At 60.7% G+C, this 16,439-nt stretch carries 12 protein-coding genes; 7 read left to right on the top strand and 5 right to left on the bottom strand.

The window, feature by feature from the left end; all coding sequences use genetic code 11:
* Positions 1-203 precede the first annotated feature (203 nt).
* Entirely contained in the window at positions 204-1,463 is a 1,260-nt protein-coding gene (locus OKC40_RS09015) for a dicarboxylate/amino acid:cation symporter (RefSeq protein WP_042657367.1), read from the top strand.
* 87 nt (positions 1,464-1,550) lie between these two features.
* On the opposite strand, the gene OKC40_RS09020 is transcribed toward OKC40_RS09015, so the two are convergent.
* Positions 1,551-2,153 carry a DUF924 family protein gene (locus OKC40_RS09020; protein ID WP_270794874.1) on the bottom strand — a complete coding sequence of 201 codons (603 nt, stop codon included), beginning with the start codon at positions 2,151-2,153 and terminating at the stop codon, positions 1,551-1,553.
* 251 nt (positions 2,154-2,404) lie between these two features.
* Here OKC40_RS09020 and OKC40_RS09025 point away from each other — a divergent pair, with 251 nt between their 5' ends.
* Complete coding sequence (locus tag OKC40_RS09025) at positions 2,405-3,325, top strand: DUF808 domain-containing protein (RefSeq protein ID WP_270794876.1); 921 nt, start codon at positions 2,405-2,407, stop codon at positions 3,323-3,325.
* Positions 3,326-3,449: 124 nt separating this feature from the next.
* Entirely contained in the window at positions 3,450-5,246 is a 1,797-nt protein-coding gene (locus OKC40_RS09030) for a M3 family oligoendopeptidase (RefSeq protein WP_270794878.1), read from the top strand.
* A 63-nt stretch (positions 5,247-5,309) separates the two neighbouring features.
* Here the strand turns inward: OKC40_RS09030 and OKC40_RS09035 are convergent, their stop codons facing one another.
* The gene (locus OKC40_RS09035; RefSeq protein WP_270794880.1) at positions 5,310-6,716 is read right to left on the bottom strand and encodes a nucleobase:cation symporter-2 family protein; all 1,407 of its coding nucleotides are present in this window, start codon (positions 6,714-6,716) and stop codon (positions 5,310-5,312) included.
* A gap of 484 nt (positions 6,717-7,200) precedes the next feature.
* Here OKC40_RS09035 and ycfP point away from each other — a divergent pair, with 484 nt between their 5' ends.
* Together ycfP and OKC40_RS09045 are read left to right on the top strand one after the other, a co-directional pair.
* The gene (ycfP, locus tag OKC40_RS09040; protein WP_005334000.1) at positions 7,201-7,740 is read left to right on the top strand and encodes an alpha/beta hydrolase YcfP; all 540 of its coding nucleotides are present in this window, start codon (positions 7,201-7,203) and stop codon (positions 7,738-7,740) included.
* A gap of 74 nt (positions 7,741-7,814) precedes the next feature.
* Positions 7,815-9,107, top strand: coding sequence for an NAD(P)/FAD-dependent oxidoreductase (locus tag OKC40_RS09045; protein ID WP_270794882.1), 1,293 nt, complete (start codon positions 7,815-7,817; stop codon positions 9,105-9,107).
* An 84-nt stretch (positions 9,108-9,191) separates the two neighbouring features.
* On the opposite strand, the gene OKC40_RS09050 is transcribed toward OKC40_RS09045, so the two are convergent.
* The 3 genes from OKC40_RS09050 to OKC40_RS09060 form a co-directional block, all read right to left on the bottom strand.
* The gene (locus tag OKC40_RS09050) at positions 9,192-9,833 is read right to left on the bottom strand and encodes an energy-coupling factor ABC transporter permease (protein WP_064337685.1); all 642 of its coding nucleotides are present in this window, start codon (positions 9,831-9,833) and stop codon (positions 9,192-9,194) included.
* 87 nt (positions 9,834-9,920) lie between these two features.
* On the bottom strand, positions 9,921-10,718 hold the full coding sequence (pflA, locus tag OKC40_RS09055) for a pyruvate formate lyase 1-activating protein (RefSeq protein WP_270794885.1): 798 nt from the start codon (positions 10,716-10,718) through the stop codon (positions 9,921-9,923).
* 65 nt (positions 10,719-10,783) lie between these two features.
* The gene (locus OKC40_RS09060; protein ID WP_270794887.1) at positions 10,784-13,720 is read right to left on the bottom strand and encodes a sensor domain-containing phosphodiesterase; all 2,937 of its coding nucleotides are present in this window, start codon (positions 13,718-13,720) and stop codon (positions 10,784-10,786) included.
* A 135-nt stretch (positions 13,721-13,855) separates the two neighbouring features.
* Between OKC40_RS09060 and OKC40_RS09065 the strand changes: the two genes are divergently transcribed.
* Positions 13,856-15,544: an FAD-dependent oxidoreductase gene (locus OKC40_RS09065; protein WP_182970778.1), complete on the top strand. Its 1,689-nt coding sequence runs from the start codon at positions 13,856-13,858 to the stop codon at positions 15,542-15,544.
* Positions 15,545-15,760: 216 nt separating this feature from the next.
* A complete protein-coding gene (locus tag OKC40_RS09070) occupies positions 15,761-16,420 on the top strand; it encodes a DedA family protein (protein WP_075112606.1) in 660 nt (219 codons plus the stop codon).
* Positions 16,421-16,439 lie beyond the last annotated feature (19 nt).

The raw sequence follows: 16,439 nt of genomic DNA on the forward strand, positions 1-16,439 counted from the left end.
ATTGGTGGTTTGCAAGATCCATATCACATACACCTAATGGTAGCATAAAATTCTGGAACAACCCTCTAGATTTACCCCCTGCTTTTAGGCATTCTCCCAGCATACCAGCCGCCAGGAATCAACGGCTCGGATCACAAAAACGGACTGTAGTGGCTCCCATGCCACCGTTAACGGCTTGCACCAATCAAAACCGGGACTCCCCCATGAAAATGAATAAACTGACGGTCGCCATCCTCATCTCCATGATGTTTGGCATCCTCACCGGCCAGGGCTATCGCATGTTTGCCGCAGATCAGGCTGCGGATTTCGCCAATAACATCACGATCCTGACCGATATCTTCCTGCGACTGATCAAGATGATCATCGCACCGCTGGTCTTCACCACTCTGGTGGTCGGCATCGCCAAGATGGGCGACACCCGCACTGTCGGCCGCATCGGCGCCAAAACCCTCGGTTGGTTCATGCTGGCCTCCCTGATGTCACTGAGCCTGGGTCTGGTGATGGTGACCCTGATGCAGCCGGGCGTGGGTCTTTCACTCTCCCTGCCCAATGACACCGCCAGTTCCGGTATTGCTGCCGGTGCCATTACCCTGAAAGATTTTGTGACCCACGCTATCCCCAAAAGCGTGGTCGAGGCGATGGCCACCAACGAGATCCTGCAGATCGTGGTGTTCTCTCTCTTCTTCGGTCTGGCTGCCGCCGCGCTCGGCGATCTGGCCAAGCCGGTGGTGGTGCTGATGGCCAGCGCTGCCGAGATCATGCTGAAAGTGACCGGTTACGTGATGAACTTTGCGCCGTTCGCGGTATTTGGTGCCATCGCCGCCATGGTCGCCAAAGAGGGACTGGGTATTCTGGTCACCTATGGCAGCTTTATGGCCCAGTTCTACATCGCGCTGGCCTGCCTCTGGTTGCTGTTGATCGCCATGGGTAGCGTCTTCCTGCGTGGTCGCGTCATCAAACTGCTGGCGCTTATCCGCGAACCTATCCTGCTGGCTTTCTCTACCGCCAGCTCTGAAGCCGCCTATCCCAAGACCCTGGATCGTCTGGAGAAGTTCGGCTGTGACAAGCGCATCGCCAGCTTCGTGCTGCCGATGGGTTACTCCTTCAACCTCGATGGCTCCATGATGTATTGCACCTTCGCGGTGATGTTCATCGCCCAGGCTTATGGCATCGAGCTCTCCATGGCCCAGCAGATCACCATGCTGCTGCTGCTGATGGTCACCTCCAAGGGGATGGCCGGGGTGCCGCGCGCCTCTCTGGTGGTGATTGCCGCCACCCTGAACCAGTTCCATATTCCGGAAGCGGGCATCCTGCTGCTGCTGGGTATCGACCACTTCCTCGACATGGGCCGCTCTGCCACCAACGTGCTGGGTAACGCCATCGCTGCCAGCGTGGTGGCCAAGACCGAAGACAGTCTGGGCGAAACCGATGAACTGGGCGAGCGCGAGCCCGCCAAGGCGTAACAACGGTTTAAGCCACCCGCAGGGTTGGCAGGTTGAACGAAAAATCCCCGTCATGACCATGACGGGGATTTTTTTATATGGCGGGTGTCAGAAGCCGGAGCCCGGTTGCTGCAAAAATGCCACCTCTTCCGGCGTGCTGATGCGGCCCAGTATGTCGTTGCGATGCGGGAAGCGGCCAAAGCGCTCGATGATCACCTGATGGCGGCGGGCAAAGTCGGCAAATCCGGCGAAAGTCGCTTGCGCCGGTGTGCTGGCCTGCTCCGCTGCCAGCGCCTCGAACAGCGCCACGCTTCTGGCTTGCTGTTCACAAGATTCGGCATGTTCCAGCGGCAGATAGAAGAAGACCCGCTCCAGCGGCGAGAGAGCGTTGTCTGCACCGATGGACAGCCCCTTCAGGCAGATATCCCGTGTCAGCGGATCTTGGGCAAACGCTGCTGGCGTGCCGCGATGGATATTGCGGGGCAACTGATCGAGCAGCAGGATCAGCGCCAGTCTGCCTTGGGGCACGTCGGCCCAGTCGGCCAGCTCTCCGTTGGCCGCCGCTGCTGCCAGCGCGCCAAAGCGTTGGGCGAGCAGCAGGTCGGTCTCGTGATTTTTGCCCCACCAGAGGGGGGCTTGCCGTTTGGCGCGGGTGGCGTCGTCGGCATCATCGCCGAACCAGAGATCGAGCAGAGGTTGCCAGGGTTGCATGGGAACTCCTTGAGGTGATTCAGAGGGAACCAAGATCAAATGGCTCAGGGGTGCTGCCGAAACGGCGGCTTCTCGTTACACTGTGCCATCTTTTGCCCGAAATAAGTAACCCCGATGGCCGTGGCCAGCTGACGGGCTCTGTCGGTGATGACGGTTGGCATCTGCCATGGCGTTGCCCTGATGACCCGTCATAAACAGGCAGCATGTGGCCGCGCCCGGGGGCTCTTCCATTGATATAAGGAATCTCTGATATGGCCGGAACCAGTCTGTTGGCCCTGCTCGACGATATTGCCAGCGTGCTCGATGATGTGGCACTGATGACCAAGATGGCGGCGAAGAAGACCGCCGGGGTGTTGGGGGACGATCTCGCCCTCAACGCGGAGCAGGTCTCCGGGGTGCGCGCCGAGCGGGAGCTGCCGGTGGTATGGGCGGTGGCCAAGGGCTCATTTCGCAACAAGCTGATCCTGGTGCCCGCCGCCATCGCCATCAGTGCGCTGGTGCCCTGGCTGATCACGCCGCTTCTGATGCTGGGGGGCGCCTACCTCTGCTTTGAGGGGGCCGAGAAACTGGCGCACAAGTTCCTGCCTCATGAGGTGAGCGAGGGGGAGAGTCACGCCACCCCCATTCCCGATGATTTGGCCGCGTTTGAGCAGCAGAAGGTGAAAGGGGCGATCCGCACCGATTTTATTCTCTCAGCCGAGATCATCGTCATCGCCCTTGGCACGGTACAGGGGGCGAGCCTCGCGCTGCAGATCTCAGTGGTGGCGGGTATCGCCGTGCTGATGACAGTGGGGGTCTACGGGCTGGTGGGGCTTATCGTCAAGCTCGATGACATCGGTCTGCATCTGCTGCAAAAGCCCGATGGCAGCGCCCTGCGCCGCGCGGTGGGGCAGGGGTTGCTGGTGACGGCGCCCCGTCTGATGCATCTGCTGGCACTGGTCGGCACCATCGCTATGTTTATGGTGGGGGGCGGCATTCTGGTACACGGCTGGCCTTTTGCCCATCACCTGATTGAAGGTGTAGCCGCCGTTGTCGCCACCCTGCCCACCGTGGGGGCCGTATTGGCGGCGGTGACACCGACCCTGCTCAACGCCGTGGCCGGTGTGGTGGCGGGTCTGCTGCTGGTTGCGGTGATGACGCTGGTGAGCCGTCTTGCCCCGGCCAAGGGATAAATGAGCTTACGGGCCATTTTCGCTCTTTTTCCTCTTTTCATTTTTCTGCCTGCGGGATGCTCGGCTTCTGGCTTGGTGCCCGCAGGCCTGTTGCGCCTCCCGATGAAGGCCTTTGCGAGAAGCTATGTATCAACAACAGTGGAATAACGACCATATCTACCCGGGCCTCGACAGCCCAGAGCTGGAGGCGGACATGAACGCCGCCCGCCATGCGCTGGGGGAGCTGGCCAGCTATATGGCGGGTCTGGACGGGGTGCGCGGCGATGACGCCGCGCTGCTGGATTTTTTGCGGGAGGTGCGGCTGCGCGCCCGTGATATCCGCCATATCGGCTGGAACGTGGCCATTCTGGCCGCGTGTCGCGGCAGTCAGGATGCGCGGGATCCGCAGGCCAAACAGCTGGCATCTCGCGCCCGCGCCCTCAACGCCGATCTGTTCAAGACCCTGGCGCCGGTGGAAGATCTGATGCTGGCGCTGCCGGAAGATCAATTCGCCGCGCTGATGAGGGATCCGCTGCTCGGGGAGGAGGCGTACCGCTTGCGCCATGAGCGTCGTTTGCAGGATCAGCGCCTGCCGGTGGCGGCGGAGCAGCTGGTGATTGGTCTGGGCACCGATGGCCTGCACGGCTGGGGCAACCTCTACAACGATCTGGTGGGCAAGATCCGCTTAACCATTGATGGCCGCGAGATGGGGCTGGCGGAGGCGAGCAATCTGCTCTCCAGTCCGGTGCGGACCCTGCGCCTTGAGGCGTTTGATGCCATCAGTGCCGGTTGGCAAGGGGAGCAGGAGACGGTCGCCGCCATCCTCAATGCCCTCAACGGCTGGCGGCTGGAGCTGGCCCGCCAGCGCGGCAAAACCTGTTTGCTCGATGCGCTGGATCTCTCCTGCCACCAGAGCCACATCGAGCGCACCACCCTCGATGCACTGATGAGCGAAACCTGGCGGGCCCGTGGGCTGGGTCAGCGCGCCTTGGGATTGATGGCCGCGCGTCTCGGACTCGACGAACTGGGGCCGGAGGATCTGTTTGCGCCGCCCCCGGCTGCCAGCAGCCGCGAGATCCCGTTTGAGGAGGCGATCGCGTTGATTGCCGATGCCTTTAGCCGTTTCGATCCCGAGATGGGGGAATTTGCCCGCATGATGGCCGAGAAGGGGTGGATTGATGCGGCGCCCACGCCAAATCGCCGTACCGGCGCCTACTGCACCAAGTTTGCCGCGCCGGTGGAGCCGCGGGTCTTTGTCACCTACGCCGGTACCATGGATAACGTCATTACCTTGGCTCACGAGCTGGGCCACGCCTGGCACAACTGGGTCATTCGCGATCTGCCGATGAGCCAGCGCAGCTATCCCATGACGCTGGCGGAGACCGCCTCCATCTTCGCTGAAACCCTGGTGCGCATCGCCCTGTTTGAGCAGGCGCAAAGCCCGGAAGAGCAGCTGGCCATCGCCTGGGCGGAAGCCGATGGCGCCGCCACTTTCCTGGTCAATATCCCGGCCCGCTTCGATTTCGAGCAGGCCTTGGTTGCCGAGCGGGCGCAGGGCTATGTGCCGGCAGAGCGGCTCAAGGCGTTGACCGACGAGGCGTGGGGGCGCTGGTATGAGGGGAGCCTGACCCGCTATCACCCCATGTTCTGGGCCGCCAAGGCGCACTTCTCCATCGCCGGGCTGGGTTTTTACAATTATCCCTATCTGTTCGGTTATCTGTTCAGCCTCGGGGTCTATCAGCAGTTGATGAGCCGCAAAGCTGCAGGGGAAGAGGGGGTGGCCGAGGCGTATCGCGCCTTGCTGCGCGATACCGGCCGGATGAGCGCCGAAGAGCTGGTGGCCAAACATCTGGGGCAGGATATCCGTGAGGCTGCCTTCTGGCAGGGGAGTCTGGCACAGGTGGCGCAGGCGGTAGAACGCTTCGAGCAGCTGCCCGCCTGATTGGCTGAGCGGTGATGTGAGTAACAGGCCCCCGGACCGCGAGAGTGTCCGGGGGCCTGTTTGTTATGCCTGCTCCTGCTCCGGTTTGACCGGACCGACCAGCAATGGCTTGGTCTGGTGAGTCAGGTCCGGTTGGTAGCCGTTGAAGAAGAGGTTGAGCACCACTGAACTGATGGTAGCTAGCAGGATGCCGCTATGGACCAGTGGTTGCAGCGCCGCCGGAAAGTGCTGGAAGAAGGAGCCGGAGACCGTCGGGATCATGCCAAGACCGAGACTGATGGCGACGATATAGAGGTTATGGCGGTTGCTGTTGTAATCGGCGCGCGCCAGGATGCGAATGCCGGTCGCCAGCACCATGCCAAACATCACTATGCCAGCGCCCCCCAGAACGAAAGGAGGGATGGAGGCAACCATCAATGACATTTTTGGGATCAGGCCAAAGGCGAGCAGGATCCCCCCCGACATCACGCAGACCCAGCGACTCGATACCCCGGTCACGCTCACCAGCCCGATATTTTGGGAAAACGAGGTGTGGGGGAAGCTGTTGAAGACCCCGCCGACGATGGTGCCGATGGCATCGACCCGCAGCCCGCGTACGATGTCGCCGCGACTGGCCGGATGGCCGACAATGTCGCCAAGGGCCAGAAACATCCCCATCGACTCGATAAAGGTGATGAGCATGATCACCGTCAGGGTGGCGATGGAGATGGGATCGAAGGTGGGCCAACCAAACGCGAACGGCACTATGGGGGCAAACCAGGCGGCATTGCCGAGACCGTCGAGGCTCACTTCGCCCATACCGATGGCCACCACGAAGCCGAAGATGATCCCCAGCAGCACCGAGATATTGCTGAAAAAGCCCTTGGTGAAGCGGGTCACCAGCAAGATGAAGGCGAGCACCGCAAAGCTGGTGCCGATATAGCGCAGGCTGCCATATTCCGGATTGCCCTTGCCCCCCGCCATCCAGTCGATCCCCACCTGCATGATACTGATCCCGATGGAGGTGATGACCACCCCGGTCACCACTGTGGGGAAGAGCGGCATCAGTCGGCCGATCAGCGGCACCAACAGGGTGGAGATGATACCGGCGGCGATGGTGGCGCCAAAGATGCCGGTCAGCCCCAGATCCGGGTTGGCACCGATGGCCAGCATCGGCATCACGGCGGCAAAGGTGACCGACATGATGACCGGCAGCCGGATCCCGGCAAAGCGGCCAATCCCGACACATTGCAGCAGGGTGACGATGCCGCAGCAGAAGAGATCTGAACTGATGAGATAAGATATTTGATCCTTGGGCAGCCCCAGACTGCCGCCAATCACCAGTGGCACCGCCACGGCGCCGGCATACATCACCAGCACATGTTGCAGGCCCAGGGTAAAGAGCTGGCCCATGGGGAGCATGCGCTCCACTTCATCCACCGGGTACTTGCGCGCACCCTGTCGGGGGGAGGGGGGATTGGTCTCGTTCATGAACACAGCACTCCTTGAAGCCCGCGCTACCGCCACAGGCAAGATAGTGAAAGCCGCCGCTTTCCCGGTCATTGATAGCGAGCATGGTCTGACGTACCCGATCCATCCGCAGGTGTGATGAGGGGATCTGGTGCTGGTGTGGGTCAGTGCACAAAACATGCACAACGCCGGTCATGAGCGAAAACGTTTGGCTGTAACGCCTTGTTTTTGTGGGGTGAGTCACATCCCGGCCCGATAAATGCCCTGGTCAGGGGGCGGGCGTTCGCAGCGGCATCTCAGATTGGTAAGCGTTTTATCATTATCGATCTGGCGATCTCACTTTGATAGCTACGCTCTGGCAAGAGCCTGATGGCGCCCCCTTGCCCCAGTGCGTAATCAGGGGGCGGGCGTGATCCAAAGCAAGAAAGTGCGATGTTTTGGTGGCGCACGGGGCCGCCGCTGGGGTAGTTTCGATAAAACCGACACAGATCCTGAGGTCTTATCCATGATCATCTATCTGCATGGCTTTGATGCCACCAGCCCCGGCAATCACGAGAAAGTGCTGCAGTTGCAGTTTATTGATGATGATGTGCGTTTCGTGCACTACAGCACGGTTCACCCCCGTCATGATATGAGCCACCTGCTTAAGGAAGTGAAGAAACAGCTCGACATGAGTACCGATCCCAAGCCGCTGATCTGCGGTGTGGGTCTCGGTGGTTACTGGAGTGAGCGGATCGGCTTTCTGTGCGGCATTCGCCAGGTGATTTTCAACCCCAACCTCCATCCGGAAGAGAACATGCAGGGCAAGATCGACCGGCCAGAGGAATATGACGATATCGGCACCAAGTGTGTAACTGAATTTCGTAAGAAAAATTCAGGAAACTGTCTGTGCATCCTTTCCGTTCAGGATGAAGTGCGCGATAATCGGGACACTGAACGTGAATTGAAGAACTATTACGACATCGTGTGGGATGAGCGCGAGACCCATAAGTTCAAAAATATCTCGCATCATCTGCAGCGGATGAAGGCCTTCAAAGAAGCCTGATCCATCACGTCGACCGATTTCGTTTTAGGGAGCCAATGGCTCCCTTTCGTTTTGAGGAACCGAGGAAAATCATCATGATGAATATTGTCGTTGTAGGCGGCGGCGCCGGTGGCCTGGAGCTGGCCACCAGTCTGGGTCGCAAGCTTGGCAAAAAGAACAAGGCCAAGATCACCCTGGTTGACCGTAACCGCACCCACCTGTGGAAGCCCCTGCTGCACGAAGTGGCCACCGGCTCCATGGATGCGGGCATCGATGCCCTGAGCTACCAGTCCCATGCCAAGAACCACGGTTTCGACTTCCAGCTCGGCACCCTGACCGACATCCAGCGCGACGAGAAGCGCATCGTGCTGGCCCCGATCCACGACGACAATGGCGACATCGTGGTCAACGAGCGCGCCGTGCCTTACGACATTCTGGTGATGGCCATCGGTTCTGTTTCCAATGACTTCAACACCAAGGGGATCAAGGATCACTGCATCTTCCTCGATAGCCCCTCCCAGGCGCACCGCTTCCACAACAGCATGATGAACCGCTTCCTGCAGTTCGCGACTGAATATAAGCCGGGCGACAAGGTGAAGATTGCCATCGTCGGCGGCGGCGCCACCGGCGTCGAGCTCTCTGCCGAGCTCTACAACGCGGTCGAGCAACTCTACGCCTACGGCTTCAAAAACCTCACCACCGACAGCCTGAAGGTGACGCTGGTGGAAGCGGGCCCGCGCATTCTGCCGGCCCTGCCGGAGCGTATCAGCGGCGCCGCCCATCAGGAGCTGGTCAAGCTGGGTGTGGACGTGCGTACCGCCACCATGATCACCGAAGCGACCAGCGACGGTCTGCACACCAAGGATGGCGAGCTGATTGAAGCTGACCTGATGGTGTGGGCGGCCGGTATCAAGGCGCCTGACTTCATGAAGGATATCGCCGGTCTGGAAACCAACCGCATCAACCAGCTGGTGGTGAAAGAGACCCTGCAGACCACCCGTGACGAGAACATCTTCGTTATCGGTGACTGTGCCGCCTGCCCGCAGCCGGATGGCAAGTTCGTGCCGCCGCGCGCCCAGTCTGCCCACCAGATGGCCAGCCAGGCGTTCAAGAACATCCTGGCCAGGATGAACGGCGGCGAGATGAAGCCCTACCTCTACCACGACCACGGTTCGCTGGTCTCCCTCAGCCGCTTCTCCACCGTGGGCAGCCTGATGGGTAACCTGATGCGCGGCTCCATGATGGTGGAGGGCTACATTGCCCGTCTGGTTTACATCTCCCTCTACCGGATGCACCAGATCGCCCTGCACGGCTACGTCAAGACCGGCCTCATCATGCTGGTGGGTCGCATCAACCGGGTACTGCGCCCGACCCTGAAGCTGCACTAAGCCGGGATTTGGCAACATGTTGAATACCAAAAGGAGAGGCGATGGCCTCTCCTTTTTTATGGGCGCAGATCAGGAAAGAGAGCGTTACTTGCCCAGATAGGTACGGTCGAAGAAGGTATTGACCCAGTGAGGGCGGTAGATGGCCAGCACCGTCATCGCCATGCCGTTGAGCAGGGCTTCGGGGAATAGCAGCAGTGGCCAGATGGAGAGGTAATCCGCCGTGATGGTGTGCCAGGGGTAGCTGTGACTCAGCCCCATCAGCAACGCACTGGCGGCCACCTTGACCGAGATGGTGATGGCGCCGCCGAGAAAGGCGGCCACGAAGATATAGACAAAGAGGTGGCGCGGCAGCCAGGCCCAGCTGGCCAGAAACAGCAGCCAGCTGGTGGCTACCGGCAGGGCGATGCCCACCAGCGCTTGCCAGCCAAAATCGGCCAGATTGGTGACACCGAAGTAACCGAGCACCAGCAGGGTCAGGCAAGGGGCGAGCAGTGCCAGCCGCCAGCCAAGCAGCAGGGTGAGGGAGGTGAGCCCGAGAAAATGGACCTCCAGCCCCTCATGCAGACCGGCCCTTAGATACCAGAGCGGCACCAGCGCGATGGCACTACCCAGCAACAGGTGCTGATAGAGGGGGTTGTCACGGAGGGTCTGCCACAGGGAGCGGCGCAGGCTGAAGGCCAGCAGTACCAGCCAGATCAGGAGGGCGGCGAGTTGTCCTTCACTCATCTTGTCGTCCATTCATGCAGTAGAGTCCGGGCGGCCTTCCCGACCGCCCATAGCAGAGCAGGCTGACGAGTCAGCCTGCTTTTACCATCAATATTTGACGTTGTTGTGGTAGTTGCCGAGGATGCCCTTGACCCGTTCCATGGTCTCCTTGCTGGGGGGCTTGATCCCGCTGAGCTCGTACGGGTCGCCCAGCACATCCCACTTGTGTTTGCCGAGCTCATGGTAGGGGAGCAGTTCCACCTTCTCCACGCTATCGCCCAGCTCGGCGATAAACTGGCCCAGCCCTTCGGCGCTCTCGTCGTCGTCGCTCCAGGTCGGCACCACCACGTAGCGGATCCACATGGTCTTGCCTTTGGCCGCCAGATAGCGGGCAAACTCCAGGGTGTATCTGTTGCTGACGTGGGTCAGTGGAATGTGTTTCTCGTCATTGATCTGTTTGATGTCGAGCAGCACCAGATCGGTCTGGTCGAGCAGCTTGTCCACCTGTTCGTCGAGATGACGGACGAAGCCGTTGGTGTCGAGACAGGTGTGGATCCCTTTCTCTTTGCAGGCGGTAAAGAGTTCGGTAATGAAAGCCGGTTGCAGCATGGCTTCACCGCCGGACGCTGTCACGCCACCGCCGGAGGCATTCATGAAGTGGCGATAGCTGGTGATGTCACTCATCAACTCCGGTACGGTCACTTCGCGGCCACCTTCGGTATCCCAGGTATCGCGGTTGTGGCAGTACTTGCAGCGCATCAGGCAGCCTTGCATGAATACGATAAAGCGTATTCCCGGGCCATCGACAGTGCCGCAGGTTTCGACGGAATGGATCCGGCCAACGGTGCCGTGAGCTCCGGCTGGCTGGCTGATTTCAACGGCAGGGATCCGATTAATGACAGACATAAACAACTCCAACGATTCGAGCAGGCCGTTATTTTATTACATAAACCCCTATTGATCCTACACCTTTAGTCCGGCGCCCGGCTGCCAAGCAGCTGCTCCAGCCCCTTGACGGTGAGCGGCCGACTGGTGAGAAACCCTTGATAATGCTGGCATCCCAGCGCTTTGAGGATGGCCAGCTGCGCCTCCTCTTCCACCCCTTCGGCGGTGACGGTAAAACGGAAGACCTGGGCCAGATCGAGTATCGCCTTGACGATGGCTCTGTCCTGTTCGCTGTGTACCAGGGTCTGAATGAAGCTTCTGTCCAGCTTCACCTCGTCGGCGGGCAGATCCCGCAGATAGGCCAGCGACGAGTAGCCTGTGCCGAAGTCATCGATGGAGATAAGGATGCCGAGCTCCTTGAGCTGGCGCATTCTGGCAATACTCTCCTGCCGATTCTCCAAGACTACCGATTCGGTCACCTCCAGCAGCAGGCGGGAAGGGGGCACACCGGTGTCGCGCAAGATGTACTCCACCTGTTGTACGAAGCCCTGGGTGTGGAACTGGCGAGCGCTGACGTTGACCGACAGATGGGGGATCTGCAGGCCACGGTTGAGCCAGAAGCTGTATTGGGCGCAGGCGGTCTTCATCACCCAGTAGCCGATCTCGAGGATCAGGCTGGTCTCTTCGGCGATGGGGATAAACTCCCCGGGCGGCACCATGGTGCCGTCGCTGCGCTGCCAGCGCAGCAGCGCCTCGATACCCGACAGCGAGCCATTGTCGACCCGGTATTGCGGTTGATAGTGGAGTTGCAGCTCGTGATGACGCAGGGCATCGCGCAGCTCATTGGTGAGGGTCAGCCGGTTTTTCTCGTGCCGGGCCATCGCCTCGGTGAAGAAAACATAGTGGCCCTGACCGGCCCGCTTGGCCATGTGGGTCGCGGTGTCGGCCTGTTGCATCAGAACCAGATGATCGGTCTCGTTGCCGGAGAAGAGGCTGATCCCCACCGAGGCGCTGCAGTGCAGCTTGTGATCACCGATGTCGAACGGGGTGCGAAACAGCCCCATCAGCTCGCGGGCGAAGTGCTCCGCCAGAATTTTGGCGGTGACCTCACCCTGCCCAAGCTGGGTAAAGAGCAGGGCAAACTCGTCCCCCGAGATGCGGGCCTGCACCAGGTTGTCCTGAGGCAGCTCCCTGAAACGCTGCACTACGGCCTGCAGCAATTGATCGCCGCAGGCGTGACCGAGGGAGTCGTTGATCGACTTGAAGTTGTCGAGATCCACCAGTAGCAGGGCACCCCACTGGCCGTTGGGGGCGCTCAGGGTCTGCTGCAAAATCTGGTTGAGGCTGCGCCGGTTGTGCAGGCCGCAGAGGTCGTCGTAGTAGGCGAGCTGCTCGATATGTTTGGCGGCCTCTTTTTCCTGGGTGATGTCGTAGAAGCTGCAGATAAAGTGGCTGAGCTCCCCCCGCTCATCCTTGACCCCGTTCACCATCAAGCGCACCGGAAAGAGGTGGCCATCCTTGTGCAGGCAGCGCTCTTCCCCGAGCCAGAACTCCTGCTCGTTGACGGTGCGGCTGACATCCTCCTTGAGATGATCCCCGTAGTAGGTGGGGCGCAGCTTGCGAATGGAGTGACCGATCACCTCTACCTCGCCAAACCCGGTGATCCGGCTGAAGGAGTGGTTGACCTTGAGGATGATGCCGCTGTGATCCATCACGATCAGCCCATCGTGGGTATTGAAGGCCACTTCGGCCAGCCGCAGGGCGTCGTCGGCGGCGAGGCGCTTGAGCTCGATGGCCGCTCGCTCGTGCTGGCTGCTCAACAGATCCAGCAAATGCTCGGGATCCGCAAGGGGGGTATCGAGCAGCAGGGTGATCTGGCCAATAGGGGCGCCGCTCTGGCCATGGAGCGGAATGCCGATATAGGTGTTGGCATTGAGGGCCAGCAGCCGGGTCGCCTTGGGATAGCGCACAGGCAGATCTTCCACATAGATGGCCTGACCATGCTGGAACAGCTCCTGAGCGGGGCCGGGGTCGAGCTGGATGGGCTTGAGGGTGGAGAAGATCTCCTCGTTGATGACGCAGCGGGGGATGATCCAGAGATCCTGACCGCGGGGCTGAAACTCGCCGATCCAGCCCACCCGGGCGCCGCTGGCGCTCATGGCCCAGCTCACCAGCGTCTTGCAGTAATCGATGCCGGTCTGTTGGTGCAGCTCGGGCGGGAGGGCCAGCTCGGCACGGTGCTCTTCCGGTTGTGGCTGCCAGTGGCCGAGCAGCTGGGCGCTGCTGCGCACCAGTTGCAGCATCTCTTCGCTGAGCGGGGTAGGATCGAGATACTCCAGACTCAGCACCCCGAACAGCTTGTCCTGCTCCAGCAGGGCGCCATCGAGGCGCGAGCGCACACCGGCACTGGTCAGATAGAGGTGGTTGCTCAGCATCGGCTGGTGGGCTGCTTCTGAGAAGCTCAAGGATTTACGGGTGCGCAGGGCGCGGATATAGCGGCTGTCACCGCGAATGGGGTAGAGCGCCTCAATCCCCAGGGTGAAAACCGGGGTGAGCTGCTCGCTGCCGAGATCGCCGTTGGCCTGATAGTGCCAGAGGATGAGCCGATCGGCCCCCAAACTCTCTTTCAGGGCCTCGAGCAGGGGCGCATACTGCTGCTGGCTCGCCATCTGGCTGAGGCGCGGCAGTTGCAATGCCAGATCGGCGATGGGCTCCTGACGAAGGGCCTGCAGACAGATGAGCCAGAAGCCATCCTGCTCGTGGGCGAGGGCGATATGCCACAGCTGGCTGGCAAAGCGCACGGTGATCTTGCCGCCATGACCGTTGGCCAGCAGTTGTTCGATGGGCAGGCGCAGGGCATCGGGCAGCTGGGCAGGCCAGGGGGCGCGCGGCTCGTCGAGCCAGTAGAGCGGGGTTTGCATCACGTCGGTCAGGGCGACCAGCCGTTGACTGCGCAGATCCAGACGGAAAAAGAGCGGCGTCTGGAGGGCAGGAGGAAGATGACTGAGTGCGGTAGACGACATGAACAAACAACATCCTGTTAAGCAACCGTCGGGGTTGCAAGAATACTGCAAAATGGTGTGAAACAAAATTTCATTGAATTCTAAATTAGAAAAGCCTAATTTATTGCCCATTATCATGTTTGAGGAGTCTTGCAGATGAAACGGATCCTGATTATCGGTGGTGTCGCGGGGGGCGCATCAGCGGCGGCTCGCGCTCGTCGTTTGAGTGAAGAGGCAGAGATCGTGATGTTCGAGCGGGGCGAGTTTGTCAGCTTCGCCAACTGTGGTCTGCCCTACCACATCGGGGGCGATATCCCCAATCGGGATGCCTTGCTGCTGCAGACTCCCCAGAGCTTCAAGCGCCGTTTCAACGTCGATGTGCGGGTCTTCCACGATGTGATCGAGATCGACAAGGCGGGTAAGACATTGCTGGTGCGCAACCTGCAAACCGGTGAAGAGCAGCACGAGCATTACGATGTGCTGCTGCTGAGCCCGGGGGCGGCGCCGATCCGTCCTCCCTTCCCTGGCATCGACAGCCCCCATGTCTATACCCTGCGCAACATCCCTGACATGGATCGCATTCTGGCGGCTCTGCACCACGATCAGCCGCGCCACGTCACCGTGGTGGGCGGCGGCTTTATCGGGCTGGAGATGATGGAGGCGCTGCACCAGCGCAAGCTGGAGGTCACCCTGCTGGAGCTGGCCGATCAGGTGATGGCGCCGGTGGACAAGGAGATGGCCAACATGCTCCATGCTCGCATCCGGGAAGAGGGGATCGACCTGCGCCTGCGTACCGGCCTCACCGCCATCGAGAGTCTGGATCTGCCTGCCGAGAAGACCTCCGCCGTGCCGACCGCCAACAGCGGTGGCCTGCGCCTGACCCTCAATGATGGTTCACATCTTGATACCGGTCTGCTGATCCTCGCCATCGGCGTCAAACCGGAAACCCTGCTCGCCGCCAAGGCGGGGCTGGAGCTGGGCCCGCGCGGCGGCATCAAGGTCGATGCCGGCATGCGCACCTCGGATCCCTTTATCTATGCGGTGGGGGATGCGGTCGAAGAGATTGACTTCGTTACCGGCGAAGCTGTGCTGATCCCGCTGGCGGGTCCGGCCAACCGGCAGGGGCGCATCGCCGCCGACAACATGCTGGGCCGCAGCGAAACCTACAAGAAGACCCAGGGCACTGCCATCTGCAAGTTGTTCGATCTGGCGGTGGCCAGCACCGGGCTCAACGAGAAGCGACTGGTGCAGCTGGGGCTGCCGTTCGAGAAGGTCTATGTCCACCCGGGCAGTCATGCCGGTTACTACCCGGGCGCCCATCCGGTCAGCCTCAAGCTGCTGTTTGCCCCGGATGGCAAGATTTACGGCGCCCAGGCCATCGGCAAGGATGGCATCGACAAGCGCATCGACGTGCTGGCGGTGGCCCAGCGTGCCGGTCTCACCGTGTTTGATCTGCAGGATCTGGAGCTCACCTATGCGCCGCCGTTCGGGTCGGCCAAGGATGTGATCAACATGGTGGGCTTTGTGGCGAGCAACCACCTGAAGGGGGACACCCTGCTCTGCCACGTGGCCGAGGTGCAGGCTCGCCACCCGCACCAGCTGGTGGTGGATGTGCGCAATGGCCCCGAGCTCGACAAGCTGGGCCGCATTCCGGGGGCGCTGCATATCCCCCTCGACGAGTTGCGTGGTCGCCTCCATGAGCTGCCCAAGGACAAAGAGCTGCTTATCAGCTGTCAGGTCGGGCTGCGCGGCCATGTCGCCTGCCGCCTGCTGAGCCAGCACGGCTTTAAAGTGAAGAATCTCTCCGGCGGCTTCAAAACCTGGCAGATGGCCACCGCCGAGTAACCGTTTTATTTCTGTGCCTGTTTGCCCCTCTCCCTTGTGCGTGCAAGATGAGGGGCTTTTTGCCTCTGCTGTTCGCCCTTCTTGCATTCCCCCTCGTTGCTGCAATATTTCGACACACTTTTTTTCCTGCACCGGACAAAATTAACGTTTTGTTCAGGGGATGGGTGCTATAACCCCTGCCTCGTTCATGATGAACCGTGTAGTAGGGAGAGTGACATGCTGGATATGCTGATGGCCATTTGGCATCAGGATTTTGACGCCCTGGTTCAGATGCAGGCAGTGCCCCTGCTGATCAGTTGCCTGATGCTGGTGCTGCTGCTGGAGTCCGCATTCGTCTTCATGCCCCTGCCGGGTGACAGTCTGGTGCTGCTGGCCGGCGGGCTGGTGGGCATGGGGGTATTCGGCCCCGAGGTGACTCTCTGCTATCTGCCGCTGGCGGCGGGGCTGGGATCCGTGCTGGCGTACTGGCAGGGGCGGGCCCTGCAGCGCACCCGCTTTATGGAGCATATCGAGCGGATGTTGCCCCCCGACAGCCTGCCCAAGGCGACCCGGCTGCTGAAAAAGTACGGTTTTCTGGCGATGTTCTCCTCCCGCTTTATCCCGTTCGTGCGGGTCTTGACCCCCATGCTGATGGGGATTGGCCGCCTGAGCGTAGTGCGCATGTGCGTGGCCAGCTTTGCCAGTGCCTTTATGTGGGCGCTCACGGTGAGCTTGCTGGGCAAGCTGGCGATGAATACCCCCTTCTTCCTTCATCACAGCGAACTGTTGACCCGGGCGCTGCTCATCACCTCGCTGGTGCTGTTTCTGGCGGCCGTCATGGCCATCCTGTTTCGCTGGTTCAAAGGCGGGGCAAAAAACGAGACCACCCACGACTAGATGACAACCCTTGCCGCAC

Source organism: Aeromonas sp. QDB11 (assembly GCF_027705265.1).
Lineage (GTDB): Bacteria > Pseudomonadota > Gammaproteobacteria > Enterobacterales > Aeromonadaceae > Aeromonas > Aeromonas allosaccharophila.